Below are 21,544 nucleotides of genomic sequence, written 5' to 3'. Positions count from 1 at the left end.
AGAGCCGAATTATATATCTTTTTGAACATATAAATATTAAACAATTTTTTTAACAGGGGGTGGTTGGGTACATGCCTTTAAATGAAATTGTTTCAGTTATTGAAAACCTGATTTCAAAGGGATATATTAAAAAACAAAGTGTAATCGATGCACTTTTAAGTGTTCCACGGCACAAATTTATTTCGAAGAGTATGGAAAGTTATGCGTATGTTGATAGCCCTTTAGGGATAGGATATGGGCAGACTATTTCTGCAATACACATGGTTGGAATAATGTGCGAAGAACTTGATCTGGATGAGGGACAGAATGTACTTGAAGTTGGAACTGGCTCAGGCTATCATGCAGCAGTAGTTTCAGAAATTGTTGGCGAATCTGGAAAAGTTACAACTATCGAGAGGATACCTGAACTTTTTGAAAATTCAAAGAAAATAATCTCAGAACTTGGATATAATAACGTTGAAGTGGTTTTCGGGGACGGTACAAAAGGTTATTTAGAAAATGCTCCATACGATAGGATATATGTCACTGCATCAGGTCCGGATGTTCCAAAAGCACTTATCGAACAGTTACATGATGGTGGAATTTTAATTGCACCCGTTGGGGCCCACTTTCAAACGCTAATGAGATATACGAAAATAAACGGTAGTATATCCGAAGAAAAACTTTTAGAGGTTGCATTTGTTCCATTAATTGGTGAAAATGGCTTTTAATATTAATTATCTTTTTTAAATTAAAATATTAAAAAATCAACATACTTTTTTATATTTGAAAACAAAATTAATTTTGAAACGCGTAGTATATGGAACGTATCTAAAATGGAGAGATAACATGAAAAAATTAGGAACAGACCTTTTAAAAAGGGGATTTGCGAAAATGGTAAAACACGGGGTTGTAATGGATGTTACAAACGTGGAACAGGCATTGATTGCAGAAGAAGCAGGTGCTGCTGCTGTAATGGCTTTAGAAAGAGTTCCTGCGGATATTAGGGTGCAGGGTGGCGTTGCAAGAATGTCTGACCCAGAAATGATTTTAGAAATTAAAGACGCAGTATCTATTCCAGTAATGGCAAAAGCAAGAATAGGACACTATGTGGAAGCCCAGGTGTTAGAATCAATCGGTGTTGACATGGTTGACGAGAGTGAAGTTTTAACGCCCGCTGATGAAGTAAACCACATCGACAAACGAGCATTTACAGCACCATTTGTCTGCGGTGCAAGAAACTTGGGCGAAGCTTTGAGAAGAATCGATGAAGGAGCAGCAATGATTAGGACCAAAGGGGAAGCTGGAACTGGAAACGTTGTTGAAGCTGTAAAACACATGAGGGCAGTTAACGAAGGAATTGCAAGAGTTGTTGGATACAAAGAAATGGGTCTTGAAGCAGAATTAATTCAAATGGCAAGAAACGAATTAAAAGTTCCAATGGAACTCATTTCAGAAGTTGCAGAACTCAAAAGACTTCCCGTTGTAAACTTTGCAGCTGGTGGAATTGCAACACCTGCAGACGCAGCTTTAATGATGCAAATGGGATGTGACGGGGTATTTGTAGGCTCAGGAATCTTTAAATCAGGAAACCCTGCAACAAGAGCAAAAGCAATTGTTGAAGCAACCTACAACTTCGATAAAGCAGACGTAATCGGGGAAGTAAGCAAAAACTTAGGAGAAGCAATGGTCGGAATTAATATTGATGAAATTCCAGAAGAAAAGCTTCTTGCAAAAAGAGGAATTTAATTTTGTTTAAACTTACCTCAATTTTTATTTTAAATTGAATTTTTATACTACCTTTTTAAAACATAAAACACGATAATTATTTGAAAAATAATTTACCAAAAAGAACTACCGAAAGCTTTATATATAATGATACTATTATTGAGTATGCGAACAAATTGCCTCGGTGGCTCAGCCTGGTAGAGCGCCTGACTTGTAATCAGGTGGTCGGGGGTTCGAATCCCCCCCGGGGCTTGAGTTACCTTTATAAATAGGTAAGTTCAAATAATAATTGTCAAATGGGCCTGTGGGGTAGCCTGGTCATCCTTTGGGATTTGGGATCCTGAAACCCCAGTTCGAATCTGGGCAGGCCCACCACTTATATTCCCGCGATAGTTCAGACTGGTAGAACGGCGGACTGTAGATCCGCATGTCGCTGGTTCAAATCCGGCTCGCGGGACTCATATATTATTTCGGGGCCCGTAGCTTAGTCTGGTAGAGCGCCTGACTTTTAATCAGGCGGTCGAGGGTTCGAATCCCTTCGGGCCCGCTCAAAAATTTATCAGAGTTAATAACTCTGAAGGGTCTGACATAACGGTCATAGCGGAGGAGTTACATCCGATCCCATCCCGATCTCGGAAATTAAGCCCTCCTGCGATTCATTAAGTACTGCCATCTGGTGGGAACAATGTGACGCTGTTAGTCACTTTTTATTTCACATGCTCTGGTGGTGTAGCTCGGCCTATCATACAGGACTGTCACTCCTGTGACTCGGGTTCAAATCCCGGCCAGAGCGCCTTATTTCTATTTTCAATACAAAACGCAATCTGGGCCCGTAGCTTAGTCTGGTAGAGCGCCTGACTTTTAATCAGGCGGTCGAGGGTTCGAATCCCTTCGGGCCCGCTCAAAATTTACTTTCACATGCTCTGGTGGTGTAGCTCGGCCTATCATACAGGACTGTCACTCCTGTGACTCGGGTTCAAATCCCGGCCAGAGCGCTTTTTTAATAATAATTATTATAATCGATATATTTGGATTTATTGTGAAAACATGTCTCACGAAGGCGAAGAGTTTAACAAAATTTTTTCAAAAGGAAAATTTTTAAAAAATATTTTTTTCAACCTGTTCAGATCATACAAAAATCCTGAAATTATTGGAGAAACCACAAATCCAGAACTTGAAGATTGCATATGCTGCGGTTTATGCGTTGATGTATGTCCAACAAATGCGATATCTGTTTTTAAATTTCGAGATATAATCTGTGAACACTGCGGTGCGTGTTTGAATGTATGTCCTGTTGATGCAATTGAAAAAAATCGATTTTCAGTTGATTCTGAAAAATGCATAAAATGCGGAGTATGTTCAATATTTTGCACAATTCCAATTTTAAAAAACGAAATACCTGTTTTAAATGTTCCTGAAGTTACCAATGAGTGCAATAACTGTAAACTGTGTATTCAAAAATGCCCTCAAAAAGCAATTTCTTTTGAAGATGGCAAAATTTCAATAAATTCAAAATGTAATTTATGCCTTAAGTGTGTTGAATTCTGCCCCCTTAATGCATTAAAATCCCCAAAAGATTCATTAAAGTCCAAAATTATTAAAGTAGATCTAAATTCATGTATTTTCTGTAAAGACTGCGAAGAAATATGTCCCGTTAAAAAGTGATTACAAAATCAGACGATTTTAACCCACTATTAACATTTATATATTACTTTCTCAGATATGATTAACATTCATTTGGGGGAGGAATTTTTTTGAAATACGGAATGTTATTTTCAGGGATACTAATGTTTAGTATCGGACTAAATGTTTTTGGTACGTATCTAGAAAGCATATATTTATTTCCGCTTTATCTTGATAGTATTGGAACGATATTTAGTGCAATAATTTTGGGCCCTCATATCGGGGCCCTTGTAGGACTTATTACGAATTTGATAACCGGATGTTTACTATCTGAAGAAAACTTTCTTTTTTCAGTAGTAAATGTTTTAATCGGACTTACAACAGGTATACTGTTGTATAAAAATCAAATTAATATTAAAAACATATTCCTTGCCGCAATAGTTGTCTCGATAGTCTCTTCAATTATGGGAAACCTTCTTTCGATATATTTCTTTGGTGGAATTACTGAAGGGGGTGTAGGCCACATTACCCAGACTTTAACTGCTTTTGGAGAAAGTATTCCAACAGCAGCATTTGCAGCAGGCCTGTATACCAATTTTGCAGACAAAATTATCTCATTTATCTCTGCATTTTTTATGATATATGTTTTGCAGGACAAACTTTCCATTTATAACTTAAAACTTGGGAATTAATCTTTTATTTTTTTATTGGGTTTATTAACTATTAATAATTTTAATGACATTATTATATACTTTATATTTCAGAAGTACTACCATTAAATTGACGGTGGTATCATGGATAAAAAAGTACTTTATATGACAACAATCCCTGTTGGAATCGCAATAAATGCAATAGGGGGCCAAATTGCAACTTTTTTAAAATTGCCTATATTTTTAGATAGTATCGGTACTGTTTTAAGTGGATTTTTGTTAGGTCCTGTTGGAGGAGCTTTGGTGGGTTTTTTTACAAACATTCTTCTTGGATTTATACTCGACCCGTCATATATCCCATTTTCAATAGTAAATATTGTAATCGGGCTTGTTTCAGGATATGTTGCAGTTAAACACGGAATAAATCTTAAAAATTCAGTAATTGTTGGGTTAGTGCTTGCAATAATTGCACCAATGGTTGGAACTCCAATCGCAGTTTATTTATACGGCGGACTTGTTGGGGGAGGCGTTGACCTTTTAACAGCGGTATTTTTACATTCAGGCCAGGATATTTTTTCATCAGCGTTTTTGGCCAGAATACCTGCAAATTTAGTAGATAAACTGCTCTCATGTATTTTGGTATACTATATCATAAAACCGTTCCCAAAAGACATACTTTCAGAATTGGGCGTAAAAGTAAATTAGGTAAAAAATATGAAATACCTTAAAATTAAGATTTATCTAATTTTTACTCTTTTTTTACTTGTTTTAGTAATTTTTAATCCATTTTATGGAATTTTAGCGTCCATTGTGGTTGTTTTACTTACCAAAAGATTTGAAGTATTTTCAAAAAGATGGATTTTATTTTCCCTGTATCTGGTTGTTTTTTATTATTTTATAATGGGCCAGGATGGGCTTAACAATGCATACCGGCTGCTTGCATATATTTTTGCAGTGCAGTGGTTTATAAATTCAGTTTCAATTGAAAAGTTAGTTGAATTTATTTCAAGTTACAATCGTGATTTGGGAATTGGGATTTGGATGACATTTTCAACACTTGAAGTTGCTAAAAGGGAGTTTGAAACTACGAAAAATGCCCAGCTTTCAAGGGGGCTAAATAAAAAAGGATTAATTAATAAATATCGGTCTTACTATGCAATAATCTCCCCTTTAATTGTAAAATTATACATTTCAGCAATTAACCGGGCAAGATCGCTTCTTTCGAAGTGTTACGACTGAATTATTTTTTACATATTTTTATTATTTTATATCTTTTTTAGATATTAGAAATTATAATTAGTATATATTTTATTTTAAGAGCTAATGATATCATTAAATAAGATAATCACTCTAACTAATGTATTTTCGGAGGTGTAATATTGAAAAATTTAAAAGGCATACTCGCAATTTTCTGCGTTATGGCAGTACTCGTATTTGCAGGGTGCACTGAACAGCAAGCTTCTAATGTTTCACAAGAAGAACAAGTTGTGACAGTATATGTTGCTTATGGCAGTCTTGACTTAATTGCAGATGAATTTGAAAAAGATACTGGCATAAAAATGGAATACGTGTCTTTATCATCTGGTGAAGCTCTTTCAAGGCTAAAAGCTGAACAGAGCAATCCTTCAGCAGACGTATGGCTTGGTGGAGGAATCGATGCGTTCATAAGTGCACAGCAGGATGGGCTACTTGAAGCTTACAAATCCCCGAATGCAAAAGATATCGATCCATTATTTGTTGAAGAAGACGGCTACTGGACCGGAGTTTCTCTTGTTACCATAGGTATCTTGGAAAACACTGATTTGTTATCTGAAAAAGGATTACCTCAACCACAAACTTGGGATGATTTAATAACTGATGATTACAAAGGAGAATTAATTGCATCCAACCCGACAGTTTCAGGAACTGCATACTTTACAATATGTGGAATTCTTCAAATGTATGGTGAAGATGAAGGCTGGAATTACCTTGATAAATTCTATCAAAACACTCCATTCTTAACAAAACGTGGAAGCGGGCCTGGAAACTTAGTAACTGCTGGTGAATACGCTTATGGTGTAGCACCTGATCCACACACGACATTAATTGCAGATTCAGAATTACCTGTAAAATCTGCATTTTTAAACAAAGTTATCTGGTGGCCATCCCCAGTTTCGATAGTAAACGGTGCAAAACACCCTGAAAATGCGAAAATATTTGTTGACTGGTGTCTTTCAAAAGAAGGTCAGGAAGTACTTATGCAGGCAAGCCCTCGGGTGCCTGTAAGGGGCGACATTGAAGTTATCGATGGTGTTCCAAACCCAAAAGATCTTGATTTCCTCGATATGGATTTCATGTACTGGGGGGAAAATCGGGACAGGATTTTAGATGAATGGGAATCTAGATACAGAGAAATTTCAACTACAGAATAATTTTTTACTTATTTTTTTTTTAGGTGCAGTAAATGAAAGAAGTATTTAATAAAGAGACATTAACAAAAATTTATCCAAAAATCCTTGAAAATGGTTTTTATATCCTTGCAAACGTTTTTTTATTGATATTCATAATGTATCCTGTATTTACAGTATTTTTACAATCATTTTACGGTTCAAACGGTTTTACGCTTGATGCATATTCTAAATTTATTTCAGATTCGTACTATTTTGGCATTTTAAAAAACAGTATTGTTGTAGCGTGCTTTTCAACGATAATTTCGATATTTTTAGGTTTTATTTTTTCAATTATCATTTTTAAAACCGATTTTAAATTTAAAAATTTTTTCAAAATTGCAGTTTTTCTACCCATAATTACCCCCGGGTTTATTTCATCGCTTGCTTACGTATTCCTGTTTGGAAGGCACGGGGCAGTTACTTACGGCTTATTAGGGCTTGAACCAAATATATACGGTTGGAAAAGTGTTGTAATAATGCAGTCTATCGATTACACGACAACTGCATTTTTTATAATTTCGGCAGTACTTCTTGGGATTTCTGGAGAATTTGAGGATGCTGCAAGGAATTTAGGTTCAAATGAATTTCAGGTTTTTAAAAAAGTAACACTACCACTATTAATTCCCGGAATATTGAGTGCAGGTCTTTTGATATTCATGCAGTCTATGGCTGATTTTGGAACCCCCATAATCGTTGGTGGAAATTTCAACACGCTTGCGACGGCATCGTATTTTGAAATAATTGGAAGGTATAACACCCAAATGGCATCAACACTTAGTGTAATCCTTCTGTTCCCATCTATGGCCTTATTTTATCTTTATTCAAAATATCATAAGGGTTACGAGCTCAAAAAATCTAAACTAACAAAATATTCACTAAGTAATATACAAAAAATAATTCTTGGATTTCCTGCCATATTTTTCTCAATACTTGCATATCTTTTGTTTTTTGCGGTTTTTGTAGCTTCTTTTACGAAAAGTTTTGGCCACAACTACGCTTTGACTTTAGATTATTTTTTTGAAGCGATAAGTGCAGGACAGCTTGCAATAAAAAACACGCTATTTTATGCTCTGTCGTCAAGCATTTTGGTGGCTTTTTTAGGAGTCGCTTATTCCTATATTATATATCGGGGAAAATTTTTTGGTCGAAAACTGATGGATTTAGTGATAACACTTCCATTTGCAATACCTGGAACATTTATGGGTTTAGGATACCTTTTAGCATTTAATAATTACCCTTTGCTGCTTACTGGGACGTCTTCAATCATAATTTTAAACTGCATGGTTCGAAAACTCCCGTTCTCATTTAAAACTGGAAATTCGGTACTTTCCCAGATTGAAGAGTCTGTCGAAGAAGCCTCTCTTAATCTTGGTGCAAGCCGATTAAAAACATTTTACAAAGTCGTACTACCATTACTGGAGCCTGCAATAATATTCAGCATGATATATACATTTATTGCAACTATCAAGTCGCTGGGTTCGATAATATTTTTAATGACGGCAAATACAAAAGTACTATCTGCAATGGTATTTGAATCAACGATAAACAGGCAGCTTGGTGTTGGGGCATGCTACTCGATGTTCATGGTTATTTTGTCGATAATCGGGATATTGGGAATATTACGATTGAAAGGGGATAAAAAATGGATTTAAGACTCGAAAACATTTCAAAAAACTTCGAAGAACATGGGGTTTTAACAGATACTGATTTTGAATGCGGCGAAGAACTTGTGTCACTTGTTGGTTCCAGCGGTTGTGGGAAAACGACTTGTCTCAGGATTATTGCAGGATTTGAAAAGCCTGATGCGGGAAAAATTTTTTTAAATGGTGAGGATATAACGAATATTCCGCCAAACAAACGAAATATTGGATTAGTATTTCAAAATTACGCATTATTTCCCCATTTAAACGTTTTTGAAAATATTGCCTATGGTTTGAGGTTAAAAAAATTTAGTAAATCGGATATTTCTGAAAAGGTAAAAAATTCAATAGATCTCGTCAACCTTGGCGGATATGAAAAGTACCCAATTAGTGAATTAAGCGGTGGAATGCAGCAGAGGGTTGCAATTGCAAGGGCAATAGTGATAGAACCAAAGGCAATGCTTTTAGACGAGCCTTTAAGTAATTTGGATGCAAAATTAAGAATAAAAATGAGAAAAGAGCTTAAAGAACTGCAGAGAAATTTTGAAATTCCAACGATTTATGTAACACACGACCAAGAAGAAGCGCTGGCCATATCAGATAAAGTCGCTGTAATGAATAAAGGAAAAATAGAACAGTTTGGAGACCCTTATTCTATTTATTCTAACCCAAAAACCGAGTTCGTTGCAAAATTTATTGGAATTATCAATGAACTCCCTTCATCAATATTAAATAAATTGGATATTGAATCCGGCGATAAAAAGTATTTCGTAAGGCCTGAATCAATAGAACTCGGTAAGGGCAATTTCAATGGAAAATTAGTGGATTATGAATTTTTGGGAAGTGTCGTAAGATACATTATAAAATGTGGTGACTCATTATTTACCATTCAGACGAATAAACCGGTAGACTTTAAAATCGGGACTGAAATTTTGTTTGAATTTGATAAAAACAGTATAATTTCAATTTAATTATTAATTTATTTTTAAAATTTTTAGATAACTGTCAATTATTTTTTGATATTTTTCATTGAACTGAAAATCAGAAACTGTGTAAAATGCGGTTTTTTTCCAATTTTTACAGGTATCTTCTTCTATATTTAATTTTTTTAAAAAGTCACAGTTTCCTTTAAAAATATAACTTTTAAAAGAGTTTATTTTTATATCAAATCTATTTTCCAAAAAGCTATCAAAATAATTGTAGATTTCGGCATTTTTTTCAATTGATATATTATTTTTAAGTCTTATTTCGTATTTCCAGATATTATCCAAGTGTATGTGAAGTGTATAACCTTTTAAAAATGATTTTTCAAAAAAAGTTCTATTTTCAAATAAATCTTCCGGATCGGATTCATAAAAATGAGTAATTTTTCGTTCAATACCTGAAAAATAGCCAATATCTGGAACACAAGATCCAAAATAAAAATTATTCATGTCTAAATTCTCATTTACGTTTAAAAGTTCTTTTTCAAGAAATATTTTTGATAAAACAAGATGTGCGTATAAATTGGGCATATTTTACCTATTTCAAATGTTCAATGGAATTATTTTCTGGAATATAATTTAAAAGTTTATTTCCAATTCTTGTAGTGTAAGGTCTTGTTTTGTTTGTATCGTTTAGTATTAAATTCATCAAATCTTTCGATTTAATATTTAACTGGCCTTTTGAACACTCTTTTTCGTTAAAATATTCAACACGATCCCTCATAATGCCATTTTTAAATATTGCAAGCGGAACGTCTTCTCCAGAGTGTATTAATGTTCCAACAGATGGCGTAGAATGATCGGCAGTAATAATAATCAGTTCATCATTTAATTCATTTATTTTTTGAAGGCATTTATCTATTTTTTCGATAACTTCGACTTTATTAATCGGATTTTTTGTATGTCCTGCTTCATCAGGCTCTTTGGTGTGGATATGCACAAAATCATAATTTTTTAATTCAATTCCTTTTAAAAATGCTTTTTGAAAATCGCCTTCGGGATAATAATCCATTTTCAGCAATTTTGATAAACCTTTAAAAACGCTGCTTTTTGCAATAATTGCAGCATTCATGCCCCATTTATCATGGAAAGAATCTATTTCCCTATATCTTCCAGCCCACTTTGTAAGCAGGAAATTTGCAAGTTGGGAATTATTTTCTTTTCTTGTAATATTTACAGGATGATTTTCAAGGATTTCACTGCATTTTAGAAGATATTTATTTAATACTTCGGCAGTTTTCACAGCATTTTCAATTTCTATTCGTTCTGAAATATTTTTAAGCGGTTTTACTTTTAAAACGTGTCTTTCCCGATAAAAAGGGTCACTATCAGATATTTTATCCGATATTTCGTAATTTGAAGAACTTATTTCTAAAATACAGTGTGTATCAAAAGAGTAGTGTAGATTAAATTCATAATCTCCAATTTTTTTTGGAAGGGAATTTATAAGCTGTTTTATTTCTTCAATTGATATATTTTTAGTACGCCTATCTTTTACAAAAAAGCCATTTTTTCTTTTTACATATCCAAAAGTGGCCCTTAAATAGATAGAATTATCTTTAAGTTTAATATCTTCGCCCAAAGCTTCGATAATCCCCCTTCCAGGAAATTCTGATAGGTCGTAGCCCCATAGCAGAAAATGGGCAACCTCCGTTCCAAGTGGGACTCCTTTTTTATATGGTGTCATCATTCCTGTGACGCTTTTTTTCGCAAAAGAATCTAAGTTTGGAGTTTTTGCATATTCAAGCGGAGTTTTATCTTTCAAAACCTCAGAAGGTCTATCTCCAAGTCCATCTAATAATAAAAGCAATGTTCTCATGGTATTCATTAAAGGAACTTTTTCACGGTTTCAATATAATTAAAGTTGTTATTATACCCGTTTTTCAATATTTCAATAGATGAAGGATATATAAATTCATTTAAGATTTTTACAATTTTTTCCCTTTCAAAAATTACCTTTCCGTCCAGATCCCTATAATTTCCACTAAACATGCATGAATATTGGTTTTTTCCCTGTTCCCACGGCTCACCAATAATTTCTTTTATTTCTGACCCTTTTTCAATATCTTTTACCGGGAGACGGAGTTCTACGTCAAATTCATCGCATATTTTATAGTATGTTTCAAGAGTTTCTTTGAACTGGTCGATTTTAAAATCTTTGTCGTGGAGTATCCTCTCCCCACTAATTATTTTTTTTCCAAGATGTTTTGCAAGTGGAATTCTTATCATCCTTAAATATGCATGGCACCCAATGCAAGGCGTGTAATATCCATATTTTTGAATTGTGTATGCAATAAATCGTCCATTGAGTGCATTCCAGAGTTTTGGTTCAAAAATAAAATGAAGAGGCAGTAAAAACTTATTTTCATGTGTTTCTTTTATTTTTTTATCTATTACATTCCAGTTTCGGTAGAAAATTTCTTTTTCACCGTAATCCGTACCGGTAAATGCTAAAACTGGCAAAACAGCGTCAATATCTTCGTCTTCAAAAGCTTTTATAATTGCTGCAGCGCTGTCTCTTCCGGAAAACTCCCCAACAGCAATTTTTTTTAAATCAATTCCATTTTCTTCGATAATTTTCAATGAATCTTTAGATAAAGTTAACTCTTTAAATGATTTTTTAAACTCGATATCCAAAATAACACCTAAATAACTTAAAGATACGTCATTTTATTTATGAAATTCAAGGTATTTATTTAACATGTTTTTAGTGCTGATGATTTCGTCAACATTCATAAGCTCGATAAGCCAAAAATCGCAGCCGACATCTAAAAGGCCATCTAAAACTGGTTTTAAGTTTTTTAAATCTTTTGGAGCAACGTGCCCGATTTTGTCGCATTCTTTTTCGTAAGTGTGCACATTGTAAATTTTATCTGAAAAAAGGTCAATACAGTTCATTCTGTTTTCATACGGTGTGTGGCCTATATCAAAAGTTATTCTGCACCCCGTTTCTTCTGCAACGTTTATTATGTTCTCAGGTTTTGAAGAAAATCCATTTCTTAAATTTTCAATACACAAAGTAATGTTTTTTTCTTTAGAATATTCATTTAATTCCGAAACATTTTCTAAAAGAGTATTGTATTCGGGTTCTTTCCCGTTATGAAGATGAATAGTTAAATAATCTGCATTATCAAGCTTATTAACTATATTTTTAAGTGTTTCAAGTCCTTTTTTATTATTCGGAGTTCCGATATCTACGATAGGTGCATGAAATCCATTAAGTCCTTTTTTGAAGTTTTCATCAATGTTTGAACAAAAATGAAGGCCCCAATCCGTATATTCCAGTCCTTTTTCTGGGTTTGAAAATCGCATGCAAGTTCCTATCATAAAAGCACCGATACAGACTATACCAATCAAGATATATAAAATTGTCATTAGAATATCTAATAGATATGGGTTAGCAGTAAAATATATGTTTTTGAAAGATTGATATTTTATATGTGGAAACCAAATTTGGGGGTTACATAACATTTAAACGAAAAAGAGGGGGAATATATGAATGCAATATTTGAAAGAAGGAGTATCCGACACTACACTTCTGAAGACGTTTCAGAAGAAATAGTCGATGATCTTTTAAAAGCAGCAATGGCAGCACCAAGTGCATGCGACCAGAGGCCATGGGATTTTGTAGTAATTCGTGATAAAAACACACTTTCGGGAATTTCTAAAATAAACAGGCACGCAAGGATGTTAAACGAAGCACCAGTTTCAATAGTTGTATGCGGTAACATGGATCGCGTAAATGGATCATGCGGGCAGTTCTGGGTTCAGGACTGTGCTGCTGCAACTGAAAATATATTAATAGAAGCTCAAGATCGGGGAATTGGTGCAGTATGGCTTGGATTTTATCCTGTAGATGAACGAGTCGAAAAAATGAGAAAAGTTCTGCATGCGCCAGAAAATGTAGTTCCTTTTTCAGTTGTAGCATTAGGAAATCCTGCAGAAAAGCCGGTTCCGGTAGAAAAATTTGATAGAGAAAGAATACATTATGAAAAATGGCCAACAGGATATCTTTAAAAATCTTTTTTTAAAACTTTTAAATTTTTAAACTTATGGGGGTGGTTATTTTAAAGATAATCATTACTTTTTTATCCCATCAAGTTTTAATTTATACAGCAAAATTTTCGCATTATTCTAAAAGGTGGTTTTAATGAAAACAGTTTCGATAATAGGCGGAACGGGGTATACGGGCTCAGAACTTCTAAGACTCCTTTCAAACCACGACGAAGTCGAAGTTGTGAATGTAACGTCAAGAAAAGAGGCTGGAAAAAAGCTCACTGATTTTCACCCCCAGGTAAGAAATTTATGTAATTATAACGATTTAAAATTCCAAAATATTGCTCCAGAAGACATCGATACTGATATTGTGTTCTGTGCAACACCTCACGGTGCATCAATGGCAATTGTCCCAACACTACACGAAAAAGGAATAAATGTAATCGATTTAAGTGGGGATTACAGATTTGAAGATATTGATATGTATGAATCATGGTATGGATTGAAACACTCCGGAAAAATAGATTCTGCAGTTTATGGTCTTCCAGAACTCCACCGGGAAAAAATAAAAAAGTCAAAAACAATTGCAAATCCTGGATGTTACCCAACAGGTGCAATTCTTTCAATGGCGCCGCTGGTTGCAAATGATCTCGTTGAAGACAGGATAATTTTTGATTCAAAATCCGGAGTAAGTGGTGCAGGTGTTGAAGCAAGTCAAACTACTCATTTTGCAAATGTAAATGAAAATATCGGACCATACAAAATAACGAAACACAGGCACAGTCCAGAAATTGGAAAAGAGCTTCAATACCTTGCAAACAAAAATTTAAAAGTTTCATTTACTCCCCACCTTCTGCCAGTTACAAGGGGGATATTGACAACTGCGCATTCATTCCTTAAAGAAGATGTAAGCCGAGTAGATGTTATCGAAATCTATGAAGAGTTCTACAAAGGCGAATTTTTCATAAGAATATTTGAAGAGGGAATGCCTTCTTTAACTGGAGTTCGAGGAACCAACTTCTGCGATATTGGCGGATTTGAAATTGATCAGTATGGCAGAATTGTTGTAGTTTCAGCAATAGACAATCTTGTAAAAGGGGCAAGCGGTCAGGCAATCCAAAATATGAATATTATCATGGGATTCGATGAAAAAGAGGGTTTAGGCGTTGGCGGGCTTAAGCCTTAACTTAATTTTTAAAAATATTTTATTTATTTTCTTATTACATTAAATCTTCCGGCAGACGAGTGTTTTGGAAGCACATCTACACCGAGGCTTTTTAAATAGGCATATGTTTTCGTATCAGTTCCGTGAATGTAGATTTCTCCTAAGTCTTCAACAGTGTTTACATCTATTGAAGTATAGAAGGAATGGCATTTTATAACTTTTAAATCGTTTTTTTCGGCTTTTTCAATATGTTTTAAAAAACTGAATCCTTCAAACTGTGTTTTCATGCAGTTTTTCGGATTTAATAAAAGTAAATTCGTACCTCCGCCCCTTGATGGGCAGATTACTATTGAATTTTTAACGGATTTGCTAATAATTGCTTTTAAATTTACTTCTTTTAAAAGCGGAACATCTGCAGGGGTTATCAAAATAGAATCCTCTTTTATAAAATTTAAAGAAAAGTTTATAGCTTCGTTTAATCCTTTAACATTGCTATCTTCCCTAATGGGAATTATTCCAAGATTTTTTGAAAATTCTAAAATTTCTTCATCCTTACTTACAACGTAGCAGGCATCGGCACATTCTTTCACGGTTTCGTAAGTATCCAATAGAATGTTTTTTATGAGCTCTATTCGTTCACCAGAACTTAAAAAATCTTTTAATCTTGATTTTACGTTTGATAGGGGGGATACGGGTATTAGTGCAGCTAACATCTTTTACCACAACGTTTTAAATAATGATTAGTTTTGGGTGTTTAAATTATATAAATAACATTGCATTTGAAAATGCGCTTAAATCGCCAGCTTCTCCATGGCCAGGATATATTTTTAAAATTCCTTTTTTATAAGCTATTTTTTCAAGTGAATTTATCGATTCTCGTAACTCGATTAGGCTTCCCGTTGGTAAATCGGATCTTCCAACGCCGTATGAAAACAGGGTGTCTCCAGTAATTAGTGAATCTTTGTATATTATGCTTATTCCACCAGCAGTGTGTCCTGGGGTATGTATTATCTCAATTCCAATTTCTTTTAAGTCAGAATCAGCTTCTTTTATTGTAAAAATTTCTTTTGGTGGAACCAGATCCATTCCAAAGAGTTTACTTACTGTAACATTGCTATCTTCTGCAAGGTGGGGTAACTCTAGTTCATGGATTAAAACAGGGGCATTAAATTCGTTCTGAAATAGATAATCGCTTCCAGCATGGTCAAAATGGCAGTGTGTGTTAATAATGTAATCAATTTTATCAGTGTATTTTAAAATATCTTTTTTCAAAAATTCAAAAGTTCCTGGAGTTCCAGGATCTATCAAAATAACTTTTTTATCGACTATTAAATATGAATTCGAGTCGTAACCTCTTCCATTCAATTTATAAATCAAATTATCACCTCTTTATCTCAAATGAATGCAGTCTCCAACGTTAAAGACTTCAACAATTTTTCCAGTATCGATATGAATTCCATCGTAAGAAATATCAACAACTTTTCCAGTAGCTGTTTTTTCATGCATTATTAATTTTACATCATTAAACAAAGTTTTTGAGTATTTTTTGTAACTTTCAAGAAGTAATTCATCGTCAATTTTTAGATTTTTAGCAAATATATCAACAAATTTCTTTAAAATTAAATCAACGTTAAATTCGACGTTTTCAATTTCTTTTAATGAGGTAGCAATGTTTTTAAGTTCAGGATCAATTTCATTATTGATATTTAACCCTATTCCAAGTACTAAATAACCTTTGCTCACATGTAGTTCTGTTAATATTCCGCATATCTTTTTATTTCCAAATAAAACATCGTTTGGCCATTTTATCTCAAATTTTTCATCTGAAAAAGTTTTTAGTGTTTCTATAACACAAAGTGACCCTAAAAAATTTATTTTTTCAAGTTTTCCAATATCTTCGATACCAATTAAAACTGAAAAATAAAGTCCACCTTTTTTAGAAAACCATGACCTATCCAATCTACCTTTTCCGCGATTTTGAGTTTCTGAAACCACTATTTTGTTTTTTTTGCCCAATTTTCCAAGATTATATGCGTAAGTATTTGTAGAATCGATATTTTTGTGAGAAATTATTTCAAAATCCAATACAACCACTCTAGTAATTTTCAAATACATTTAAGAAAAATTCGTCAGCTTCAACTTCTCTAACGATTTCAGGAAATACATAAATATTTTCCTTTAAATCTTTTCTAAGCCTTCCAACAACCAGCACGACATCTCCTTTTTTGAAAGTTTCAAGCTTTTTGGCCATTCCTTTAAATCCAGAAACTCTAATGTCGCCCGTTAAATCTTCAACTGTTATAGAACAAAATTCTTTTGCAGTATTGGAATATTTTGAAACGATTATGCCGTATAATGCAACTCTTGAAACTTGTTTTGAAGTTTTAGTTACAATATAATTTGATTCCCACTGGCCTTCCGTTTCAACGAATTTTCCAGAGGTTATTTCATTTATCGGTATCTTTTTTGCAGGAATTCTCATGAATTTACACCGTTAAATCTCGTAATTTTTTATTTTTTCTATAAATTTTCCAAGTAATTTCGGAGAGGACTCGCTAATATCTACAATGGCTTCTGAAAATATAATTAGCCCTTTTGGAGTGATTTTTAAAGTTCCAAATGCTAAAATCCTTGAACCCGTAGATAATTTAGCAGATTTATCTTTGGAGATAATTATTTTTCCAGAAGCATCTTCAATTTCTAATTTATCGTAATTTTCATCATTTTCAAGTCCAATAACCGTTCCAATTATCGCAATTTTACTTTCAACTAACGACTGTCCGATATCTCCAATTTTGTGAAGGTTATACATGATTTATCCCTTTAAATTCTTGTTAAATTCTTCCATTATATCTATTTTGTTCCAATTATTGCACCTAAAAGCCGTATCTTTTAAATATTCATCATATATTGTAAAACCTGAAGTTAATATGTCCAATCCAAGTAATTTATTGTTTAAAACGTCTAATATTTCTTCATCATCGATAATAATTTTTTTGAGCTCTTCAAAGTCGAGATAATTTGTATTGTTATTTAGCGTAACTCGAATGGTTCCAAAACCGTCATCAAGGGTGCAAGTGCATAAAAACAGCCATTTTAAATTTTTATCTTCTTCATCGACTTTATTTCCGCACTTACAGACTGCATAATCCTTTTTCAAGGTCATTTTCTTGTTGCATTTATCACAAACTGGAAAATATGGTTCTTTTGAATGGATTGCAACGATTAAACCCCTTAATTCTGCACCCATTCCTTCTTTTAATTCAGAAATAGATTTTCTTGAGAAATCATTCCGCTGAGCATTGGATTTTTTTAAAAGTTCACCAATTGCCGGCAAATCCGACTCAATTTTTGAGATTTTACCTGATTTCGAGAGTGCTAAATGAATTCTATCCTTATATTTTTTTGGAGCATGTGCATTTTCAATTAATATTGCATCTCCTTCGTTTAAACCGTTTAAAAGATCGATCTGTTCAGACCATAACGATAAAAGCCCTCTGGCAAATCCGTCATTTACAACAACGTTTACAACAGGATTATTGGATACAATTTTCTCTTCAAAAATCTTTTCAATTCTAACGATCGAGTTTATTTCGATCATTTTTTCGATTATATCGCTTAATTTTATCGTATCTATATCTTTAATGTTTTTTTTATTTTCAGGAGTATTTTCCAATTTTTCAGAATTTTCCAGTATATCATCAAGACAGGGGTCTTTTTGGAGCATTTACTTCACCAATTACTTTCAAAATTATATTTGTAAGTTTTAATTTTATTTCAAAACAATCAATCAATGTTAAAATTTAAAATAAGCCACGATTAAACTTATTATATATTATAACAAAATTTATTTATATTTTTTATCTATAAACTGTAAAATAACCTTATTAACACGCATGGTGAAACAATGGTTGGTACTCCTCTTTTTTCAAATGCTAAGAAAATTTTACTTCTCGGAAGCGGGGAACTCGGGAAAGAAGTAATTATAGAAGCGCAAAGGTTTGGTGTAGAATGTATTGCAGTTGATTCTTATGAAAACGCGCCAGCAATGCAGGTAGCACATAGATTCCACGTAATTGATATGAAGGATGCTGGAGCCTTAAGGGCAGTAATCGAAAAAGAAAAGCCTGACTTAATAGTTCCTGAAATTGAAGCAATAAACACAGATACTCTAAAAGAAATGGAAAGCGAAGGATACCACGTGGTTCCAACTGCAAATGCGACAAAACTTACAATGGATAGGGAAGGAATCAGGAGACTTGCATTTGAAAAATTAGGATTAAGAACCGCAAAATACGAATTTGCAGAAAATTTAGACGAATTAAAAGAAGCAGTAACAAGAATTGGAATTCCATGTATCATAAAACCAATAATGTCATCATCTGGGAAAGGGCAGAGCACGATTAAATCCGAAAGTGATATCGAAACAGCTTGGAACTATGCAAAAAGCGCTGCAAGGGGAATCGGAACAAAAGTAATTGTTGAAGAATTTATTAAGTTTGACTATGAAATTACGCTTTTAACTGCAAGAACTGCAGAAGGAACCCGGTTTTGTGAGCCGATAGGCCATATTCAGGTTGATGGGGATTATCACGAAAGTTGGCAGCCCCATCCAATGTGCGCACCAACAAAAGCAAAAGCTCAAGCAATGGCAAAGAAAATAACTGATGAACTCGGCGGATATGGTATTTTCGGAGTAGAGCTCTTCGTTTTAGATGACGAAGTTATATTTAGTGAAGTATCTCCAAGACCTCATGATACAGGAATGGTTACAATGGTAACCCAAAAGATGAGTGAGTTTGAAATTCACACAAGGGCAATTTTGGGGCTTCCAGTAAACGTTGATATAGTTTCTCCAGGTGCAAGCCACGTTATAAAGTCAGAAATTCTCAAATGGGCTCCAGAATATGAAATTCACGAAGCTTCAAAAGTAAAAGATGCAAAAATAAGATTATTTGGAAAACCTATTGCAAAAGTTGGACGTAGAATGGGTGTCGCCCTTGCAGTGTCCGATGAGGTAATAAAAGCAAGAGAAAATGCAGAAAAAGTAGCGCACCTTGTAAAAATTAAATAATTTTTTTATTTTCAGTTGTTATGCGAGTTTTATAACGTAAAACACTAAAAGTACCCAGATTGCTATTGCAAAATAACCTTCTTTTTTATGAAATGTATAATTTAATGGATAAAGTGTTCTGCACCCCATCGGAGTCATGCAATCACCGACGAGATGTGACAAATAACCAATAGCGATTGGAATTATGTAAAATTCCAACCCCTGAAATGTCGTAAAAGACGTTGAAATCATATTGTACAAAACCCATGCAAAAACCGAAATTGCGACACTTTTCCCGAGAAGCTTATTGTTTGTAACCATTATTAAAGCGATCAGTGAAGCCATTATTGGGGAAATTATCGATAATTTAAACGTTAAATAACCTAAAATAATTGACATAACGCCTAAACTTAAAAAAGTATGCGTAATCCCTCTGTGTTCGGCATAATATGGCGTAATATAAATCACACCGCTTAAAATAGCAGCTATAAAAAAACCAGTATTGAAGTATTCTGGTCGAAATAGGTATGCCAAAATAGAAACCAAAATAAGGCCCCCCGATATATAAAGCCCTCTCTGAACTATTTCTGATTTTACGTCGTGATCTAAGTCAGGATAGAGTGCTCCTGCAACTAATAAAAAAATCTGTTCAGGGGAAGAAATAAATGGGAGCCCCATTAATATTCCAAGAGTAATATGTCCTTTCCAGTTCATTTTAACCACCAAAAGAAGCGCCTGCCTCTTTTTGGCAGGTTTAAAGTAATGATACAGCATCAAATTTATTTTTTATTCTTAAAACGATTTCGGGAATCATTGTAGTAATGACTGTTTTATCCGCACTTTCAAGAGCCTTTTTATCGGTTCCATTGCAAGCATATGCATTTATTCCATTATCATTTAAGATTTTGACGGTTGCATGTTCAACCCATGGGTCAACATCGCTTACATATAGTTCTTCAGGTTTAAGCGCATTTGCAATACCCCATGAGATATATCTTCCACCAAGAACGCCGACTTTATCGCAATTTAACTCTTCTTCAAGAGAATCAAGCGTTTTTCCAAAGTATGGCGCATTGTACATTTTGCTGTTAGTAATTGAAACCCAGTGGGCATCACCTATGAAGTAATCTCCAATCATTGAAGGATATACAAGATGATTTTCTTTATGGTTTAAAAATCTGCTGCTTCTTGCAAGCACTTTTAAAAGTTCCCTGTTTGCAATGCAGATGTTAATTTTTTCAGCTTCTTCCTTCATTATTTTTAAAACTCTTGGAAGTCCAAAATTATTCCGTCGTGCTTCTTTAATATTGTATCCACACATATATCCGTGGTGGTTACCACTAAATCCTGATAGTATTACGTTTAATCCGCTTCTAAGTCCAACTCTGCATTCATCTTCATACGCGCCGTTTGTTGCAACAACTCCTCCTTTAACAAGGATTCTTGAAACAGCGACAGATTTTGCAAAATCTTTAAGTCTGTCTTTGGACCTGTTAAAAGGACCTCCTTCAATTACAAGTACGTCAACATCCAAATCGTTGCAGGCTTTTAGTCCAGTTATCAAATCTTCGTAACCGTCCCCTATGTGGAATATTCCTTCAACCCCTCTGCCAAATTTTTGAGCGGCTTTTGCAACATCTTCCATTTCCGAAATATCTGCACCGTGGTCTCCCCCACCTTGTTCCTCAACAACGTTTACGCAGACCGTTGCTGATTTTTTTATCCAGTCTCCAAACTCATTAGAATACTCTCTTTCTTTTGTAATGAGTCTTTTGTGAATTCTGTCTCTAGGACAACCTTTGTATGGCGGGCCGTTGTAGTAGCAATCGCCCATACAGTGGGATATTTCTTTTGGAAATCTCATTGGGCCAAATCTTCCAAAATGGTCGAGGTCTAGTGGAACTTCAACGTTATTATAAACTTCATTCATAACTGCGATTGGACTCATTCCTTCTTTTTCTGCAATATCTGCAAGAGCATATCCGCAAAGGTGTATTGGAAAACCCACATGGTCTGTAAAAACACAGTTCTCGATAAATTGTGGAAGTGTTAACGATGAAGAGCAGGGTCCAACCCCAATTTCTAATAAATCGCAACCTAATGGGAATCTTCGAAAAATGCTTCCCAATTTTTGTGTTTCTTCAAAACTCAAATCATCAACAGTATCTACAATTTCGATAATATCCGATTCTGTCAATTTTTGATTGTTAATTTTATTAATAACAAGTTCACGAAGTTCCATTGCAGAATCTAAATCGTTTAATGAATTTTTTATGAGTTCTTTCATAATTTCACCTT

Annotated in this window: 24 protein-coding genes, 7 tRNA genes and 1 rRNA gene; 20 read left to right on the top strand and 12 right to left on the bottom strand. The window is 34.0% G+C overall.

What is annotated here, in order from left to right; translation table 11 throughout:
- The first annotated feature begins 71 nt into the window (after window positions 1-71).
- The 17 genes from MMJJ_RS04915 (at window position 72) to MMJJ_RS04835 (ending at window position 9,020) form a co-directional block, all read left to right on the top strand.
- On the top strand, window positions 72-710 hold the full coding sequence (locus tag MMJJ_RS04915; RefSeq protein WP_104837926.1) for a protein-L-isoaspartate O-methyltransferase: 639 nt from the start codon (window positions 72-74) through the stop codon (window positions 708-710).
- Window positions 711-828: 118 nt separating this feature from the next.
- Window positions 829-1,728 (top strand): pyridoxal 5'-phosphate synthase lyase subunit PdxS, encoded by a 900-nt coding sequence (pdxS, locus tag MMJJ_RS04910; RefSeq protein ID WP_104837925.1) that lies wholly within the window; start codon window positions 829-831, stop codon window positions 1,726-1,728.
- Between the two features lie 157 nt (window positions 1,729-1,885).
- Window positions 1,886-1,959: transfer RNA gene (locus MMJJ_RS04905), tRNA-Thr, on the top strand.
- 46 nt (window positions 1,960-2,005) lie between these two features.
- A tRNA-Pro gene (locus tag MMJJ_RS04900) sits at window positions 2,006-2,082 on the top strand.
- 8 nt (window positions 2,083-2,090) lie between these two features.
- Window positions 2,091-2,164: transfer RNA gene (locus MMJJ_RS04895), tRNA-Tyr, on the top strand.
- Window positions 2,165-2,180: 16 nt separating this feature from the next.
- Window positions 2,181-2,254 (top strand) — tRNA-Lys (locus MMJJ_RS04890).
- A 40-nt stretch (window positions 2,255-2,294) separates the two neighbouring features.
- Window positions 2,295-2,409: ribosomal RNA gene (rrf, locus tag MMJJ_RS04885) — 5S ribosomal RNA — on the top strand.
- Window positions 2,410-2,425: 16 nt separating this feature from the next.
- A tRNA-Asp gene (locus MMJJ_RS04880) sits at window positions 2,426-2,500 on the top strand.
- A gap of 33 nt (window positions 2,501-2,533) precedes the next feature.
- A tRNA-Lys gene (locus MMJJ_RS04875) sits at window positions 2,534-2,607 on the top strand.
- 20 nt (window positions 2,608-2,627) lie between these two features.
- Window positions 2,628-2,702 (top strand) — tRNA-Asp (locus MMJJ_RS04870).
- 52 nt (window positions 2,703-2,754) lie between these two features.
- The gene (locus tag MMJJ_RS04865) at window positions 2,755-3,372 is read left to right on the top strand and encodes a 4Fe-4S binding protein (protein ID WP_104837924.1); all 618 of its coding nucleotides are present in this window, start codon (window positions 2,755-2,757) and stop codon (window positions 3,370-3,372) included.
- An 89-nt stretch (window positions 3,373-3,461) separates the two neighbouring features.
- Window positions 3,462-4,022 carry an ECF transporter S component gene (locus MMJJ_RS04860; protein ID WP_169929106.1) on the top strand — a complete coding sequence of 187 codons (561 nt, stop codon included), beginning with the start codon at window positions 3,462-3,464 and terminating at the stop codon, window positions 4,020-4,022.
- Between the two features lie 102 nt (window positions 4,023-4,124).
- Entirely contained in the window at window positions 4,125-4,685 is a 561-nt protein-coding gene (locus MMJJ_RS04855; protein ID WP_104837923.1) for a CD3073 family putative ECF transporter S component, read from the top strand.
- A gap of 9 nt (window positions 4,686-4,694) precedes the next feature.
- Window positions 4,695-5,219, top strand: a complete 525-nt coding sequence (locus tag MMJJ_RS04850) for an energy-coupling factor transporter transmembrane component T (RefSeq protein WP_104837922.1) — start codon at window positions 4,695-4,697, stop codon at window positions 5,217-5,219.
- Window positions 5,220-5,359: 140 nt separating this feature from the next.
- The gene (locus MMJJ_RS04845; protein ID WP_104837921.1) at window positions 5,360-6,391 is read left to right on the top strand and encodes an ABC transporter substrate-binding protein; all 1,032 of its coding nucleotides are present in this window, start codon (window positions 5,360-5,362) and stop codon (window positions 6,389-6,391) included.
- Between the two features lie 32 nt (window positions 6,392-6,423).
- On the top strand, window positions 6,424-8,061 hold the full coding sequence (locus MMJJ_RS04840) for an ABC transporter permease (RefSeq protein ID WP_104837920.1): 1,638 nt from the start codon (window positions 6,424-6,426) through the stop codon (window positions 8,059-8,061).
- Window positions 8,052-9,020 (top strand): ABC transporter ATP-binding protein, encoded by a 969-nt coding sequence (locus MMJJ_RS04835; RefSeq protein ID WP_104837919.1) that lies wholly within the window; start codon window positions 8,052-8,054, stop codon window positions 9,018-9,020. The genes MMJJ_RS04840 and MMJJ_RS04835 overlap by 10 nt, the downstream gene beginning before the upstream one ends.
- A gap of 3 nt (window positions 9,021-9,023) precedes the next feature.
- Here the strand turns inward: MMJJ_RS04835 and MMJJ_RS04830 are convergent, their stop codons facing one another.
- Genes MMJJ_RS04830 through MMJJ_RS04815 form a run of 4 tightly spaced genes read right to left on the bottom strand, consistent with a single transcriptional unit; the run spans window position 9,024 to window position 12,359 of the window.
- Entirely contained in the window at window positions 9,024-9,563 is a 540-nt protein-coding gene (locus MMJJ_RS04830; RefSeq protein WP_104837918.1) for a zinc dependent phospholipase C family protein, read from the bottom strand.
- A 7-nt stretch (window positions 9,564-9,570) separates the two neighbouring features.
- The gene (locus tag MMJJ_RS04825; RefSeq protein WP_104838587.1) at window positions 9,571-10,851 is read right to left on the bottom strand and encodes an alkaline phosphatase family protein; all 1,281 of its coding nucleotides are present in this window, start codon (window positions 10,849-10,851) and stop codon (window positions 9,571-9,573) included.
- 8 nt (window positions 10,852-10,859) lie between these two features.
- Window positions 10,860-11,669: a hypothetical protein gene (locus MMJJ_RS04820; protein WP_104837917.1), complete on the bottom strand. Its 810-nt coding sequence runs from the start codon at window positions 11,667-11,669 to the stop codon at window positions 10,860-10,862.
- Window positions 11,670-11,702: 33 nt separating this feature from the next.
- Window positions 11,703-12,359, bottom strand: a complete 657-nt coding sequence (locus MMJJ_RS04815; protein ID WP_104837916.1) for a sugar phosphate isomerase/epimerase family protein — start codon at window positions 12,357-12,359, stop codon at window positions 11,703-11,705.
- A 168-nt stretch (window positions 12,360-12,527) separates the two neighbouring features.
- Between MMJJ_RS04815 and MMJJ_RS04810 the strand changes: the two genes are divergently transcribed.
- Together MMJJ_RS04810 and argC are read left to right on the top strand one after the other, a co-directional pair.
- Window positions 12,528-13,049: a nitroreductase family protein gene (locus MMJJ_RS04810; protein WP_104837915.1), complete on the top strand. Its 522-nt coding sequence runs from the start codon at window positions 12,528-12,530 to the stop codon at window positions 13,047-13,049.
- Between the two features lie 133 nt (window positions 13,050-13,182).
- Window positions 13,183-14,214, top strand: coding sequence for an N-acetyl-gamma-glutamyl-phosphate reductase (gene argC, locus MMJJ_RS04805; RefSeq protein ID WP_104837914.1), 1,032 nt, complete (start codon window positions 13,183-13,185; stop codon window positions 14,212-14,214).
- Window positions 14,215-14,237: 23 nt separating this feature from the next.
- Here the strand turns inward: argC and cofC are convergent, their stop codons facing one another.
- Genes cofC through MMJJ_RS04775 form a run of 6 tightly spaced genes read right to left on the bottom strand, consistent with a single transcriptional unit; the run spans window position 14,238 to window position 17,920 of the window.
- Window positions 14,238-14,906, bottom strand: coding sequence for a 2-phospho-L-lactate guanylyltransferase (gene cofC, locus MMJJ_RS04800; RefSeq protein WP_104837913.1), 669 nt, complete (start codon window positions 14,904-14,906; stop codon window positions 14,238-14,240).
- A gap of 46 nt (window positions 14,907-14,952) precedes the next feature.
- Window positions 14,953-15,570 carry an MBL fold metallo-hydrolase gene (locus tag MMJJ_RS04795; RefSeq protein ID WP_104837912.1) on the bottom strand — a complete coding sequence of 206 codons (618 nt, stop codon included), beginning with the start codon at window positions 15,568-15,570 and terminating at the stop codon, window positions 14,953-14,955.
- Between the two features lie 12 nt (window positions 15,571-15,582).
- Window positions 15,583-16,308, bottom strand: coding sequence for a biotin--[acetyl-CoA-carboxylase] ligase (locus MMJJ_RS04790; RefSeq protein WP_104837911.1), 726 nt, complete (start codon window positions 16,306-16,308; stop codon window positions 15,583-15,585).
- Window positions 16,289-16,675: an OB-fold nucleic acid binding domain-containing protein gene (locus MMJJ_RS04785; RefSeq protein WP_104837910.1), complete on the bottom strand. Its 387-nt coding sequence runs from the start codon at window positions 16,673-16,675 to the stop codon at window positions 16,289-16,291. The genes MMJJ_RS04790 and MMJJ_RS04785 overlap by 20 nt, the downstream gene beginning before the upstream one ends.
- Window positions 16,676-16,687: 12 nt before the next feature.
- Window positions 16,688-17,005: a nucleic acid-binding protein gene (locus MMJJ_RS04780; RefSeq protein WP_104837909.1), complete on the bottom strand. Its 318-nt coding sequence runs from the start codon at window positions 17,003-17,005 to the stop codon at window positions 16,688-16,690.
- 3 nt (window positions 17,006-17,008) lie between these two features.
- On the bottom strand, window positions 17,009-17,920 hold the full coding sequence (locus MMJJ_RS04775; protein ID WP_104837908.1) for a DNA-binding protein: 912 nt from the start codon (window positions 17,918-17,920) through the stop codon (window positions 17,009-17,011).
- A gap of 180 nt (window positions 17,921-18,100) precedes the next feature.
- Here MMJJ_RS04775 and purT point away from each other — a divergent pair, with 180 nt between their 5' ends.
- Complete coding sequence (purT, locus tag MMJJ_RS04770; protein ID WP_104837907.1) at window positions 18,101-19,267, top strand: formate-dependent phosphoribosylglycinamide formyltransferase; 1,167 nt, start codon at window positions 18,101-18,103, stop codon at window positions 19,265-19,267.
- An 18-nt stretch (window positions 19,268-19,285) separates the two neighbouring features.
- Here the strand turns inward: purT and MMJJ_RS04765 are convergent, their stop codons facing one another.
- Both MMJJ_RS04765 and hmdC read right to left on the bottom strand, forming a co-directional pair.
- The gene (locus MMJJ_RS04765) at window positions 19,286-19,960 is read right to left on the bottom strand and encodes a metal-dependent hydrolase (protein ID WP_104837906.1); all 675 of its coding nucleotides are present in this window, start codon (window positions 19,958-19,960) and stop codon (window positions 19,286-19,288) included.
- A gap of 40 nt (window positions 19,961-20,000) precedes the next feature.
- Window positions 20,001-21,533 (bottom strand): 5,10-methenyltetrahydromethanopterin hydrogenase cofactor biosynthesis protein HmdC, encoded by a 1,533-nt coding sequence (hmdC, locus tag MMJJ_RS04760; RefSeq protein ID WP_104837905.1) that lies wholly within the window; start codon window positions 21,531-21,533, stop codon window positions 20,001-20,003.
- Window positions 21,534-21,544: the final 11 nt, after the last annotated feature.

The organism is Methanococcus maripaludis (assembly GCF_002945325.1).
Classification (GTDB): Archaea; AGJL01; Methanococci; order Methanococcales; family Methanococcaceae; genus Methanococcus; species Methanococcus maripaludis.
The sequence above is the reverse complement of the archived record's forward strand: the minus strand, read 5'-3'. Positions and strand labels throughout refer to the sequence as shown.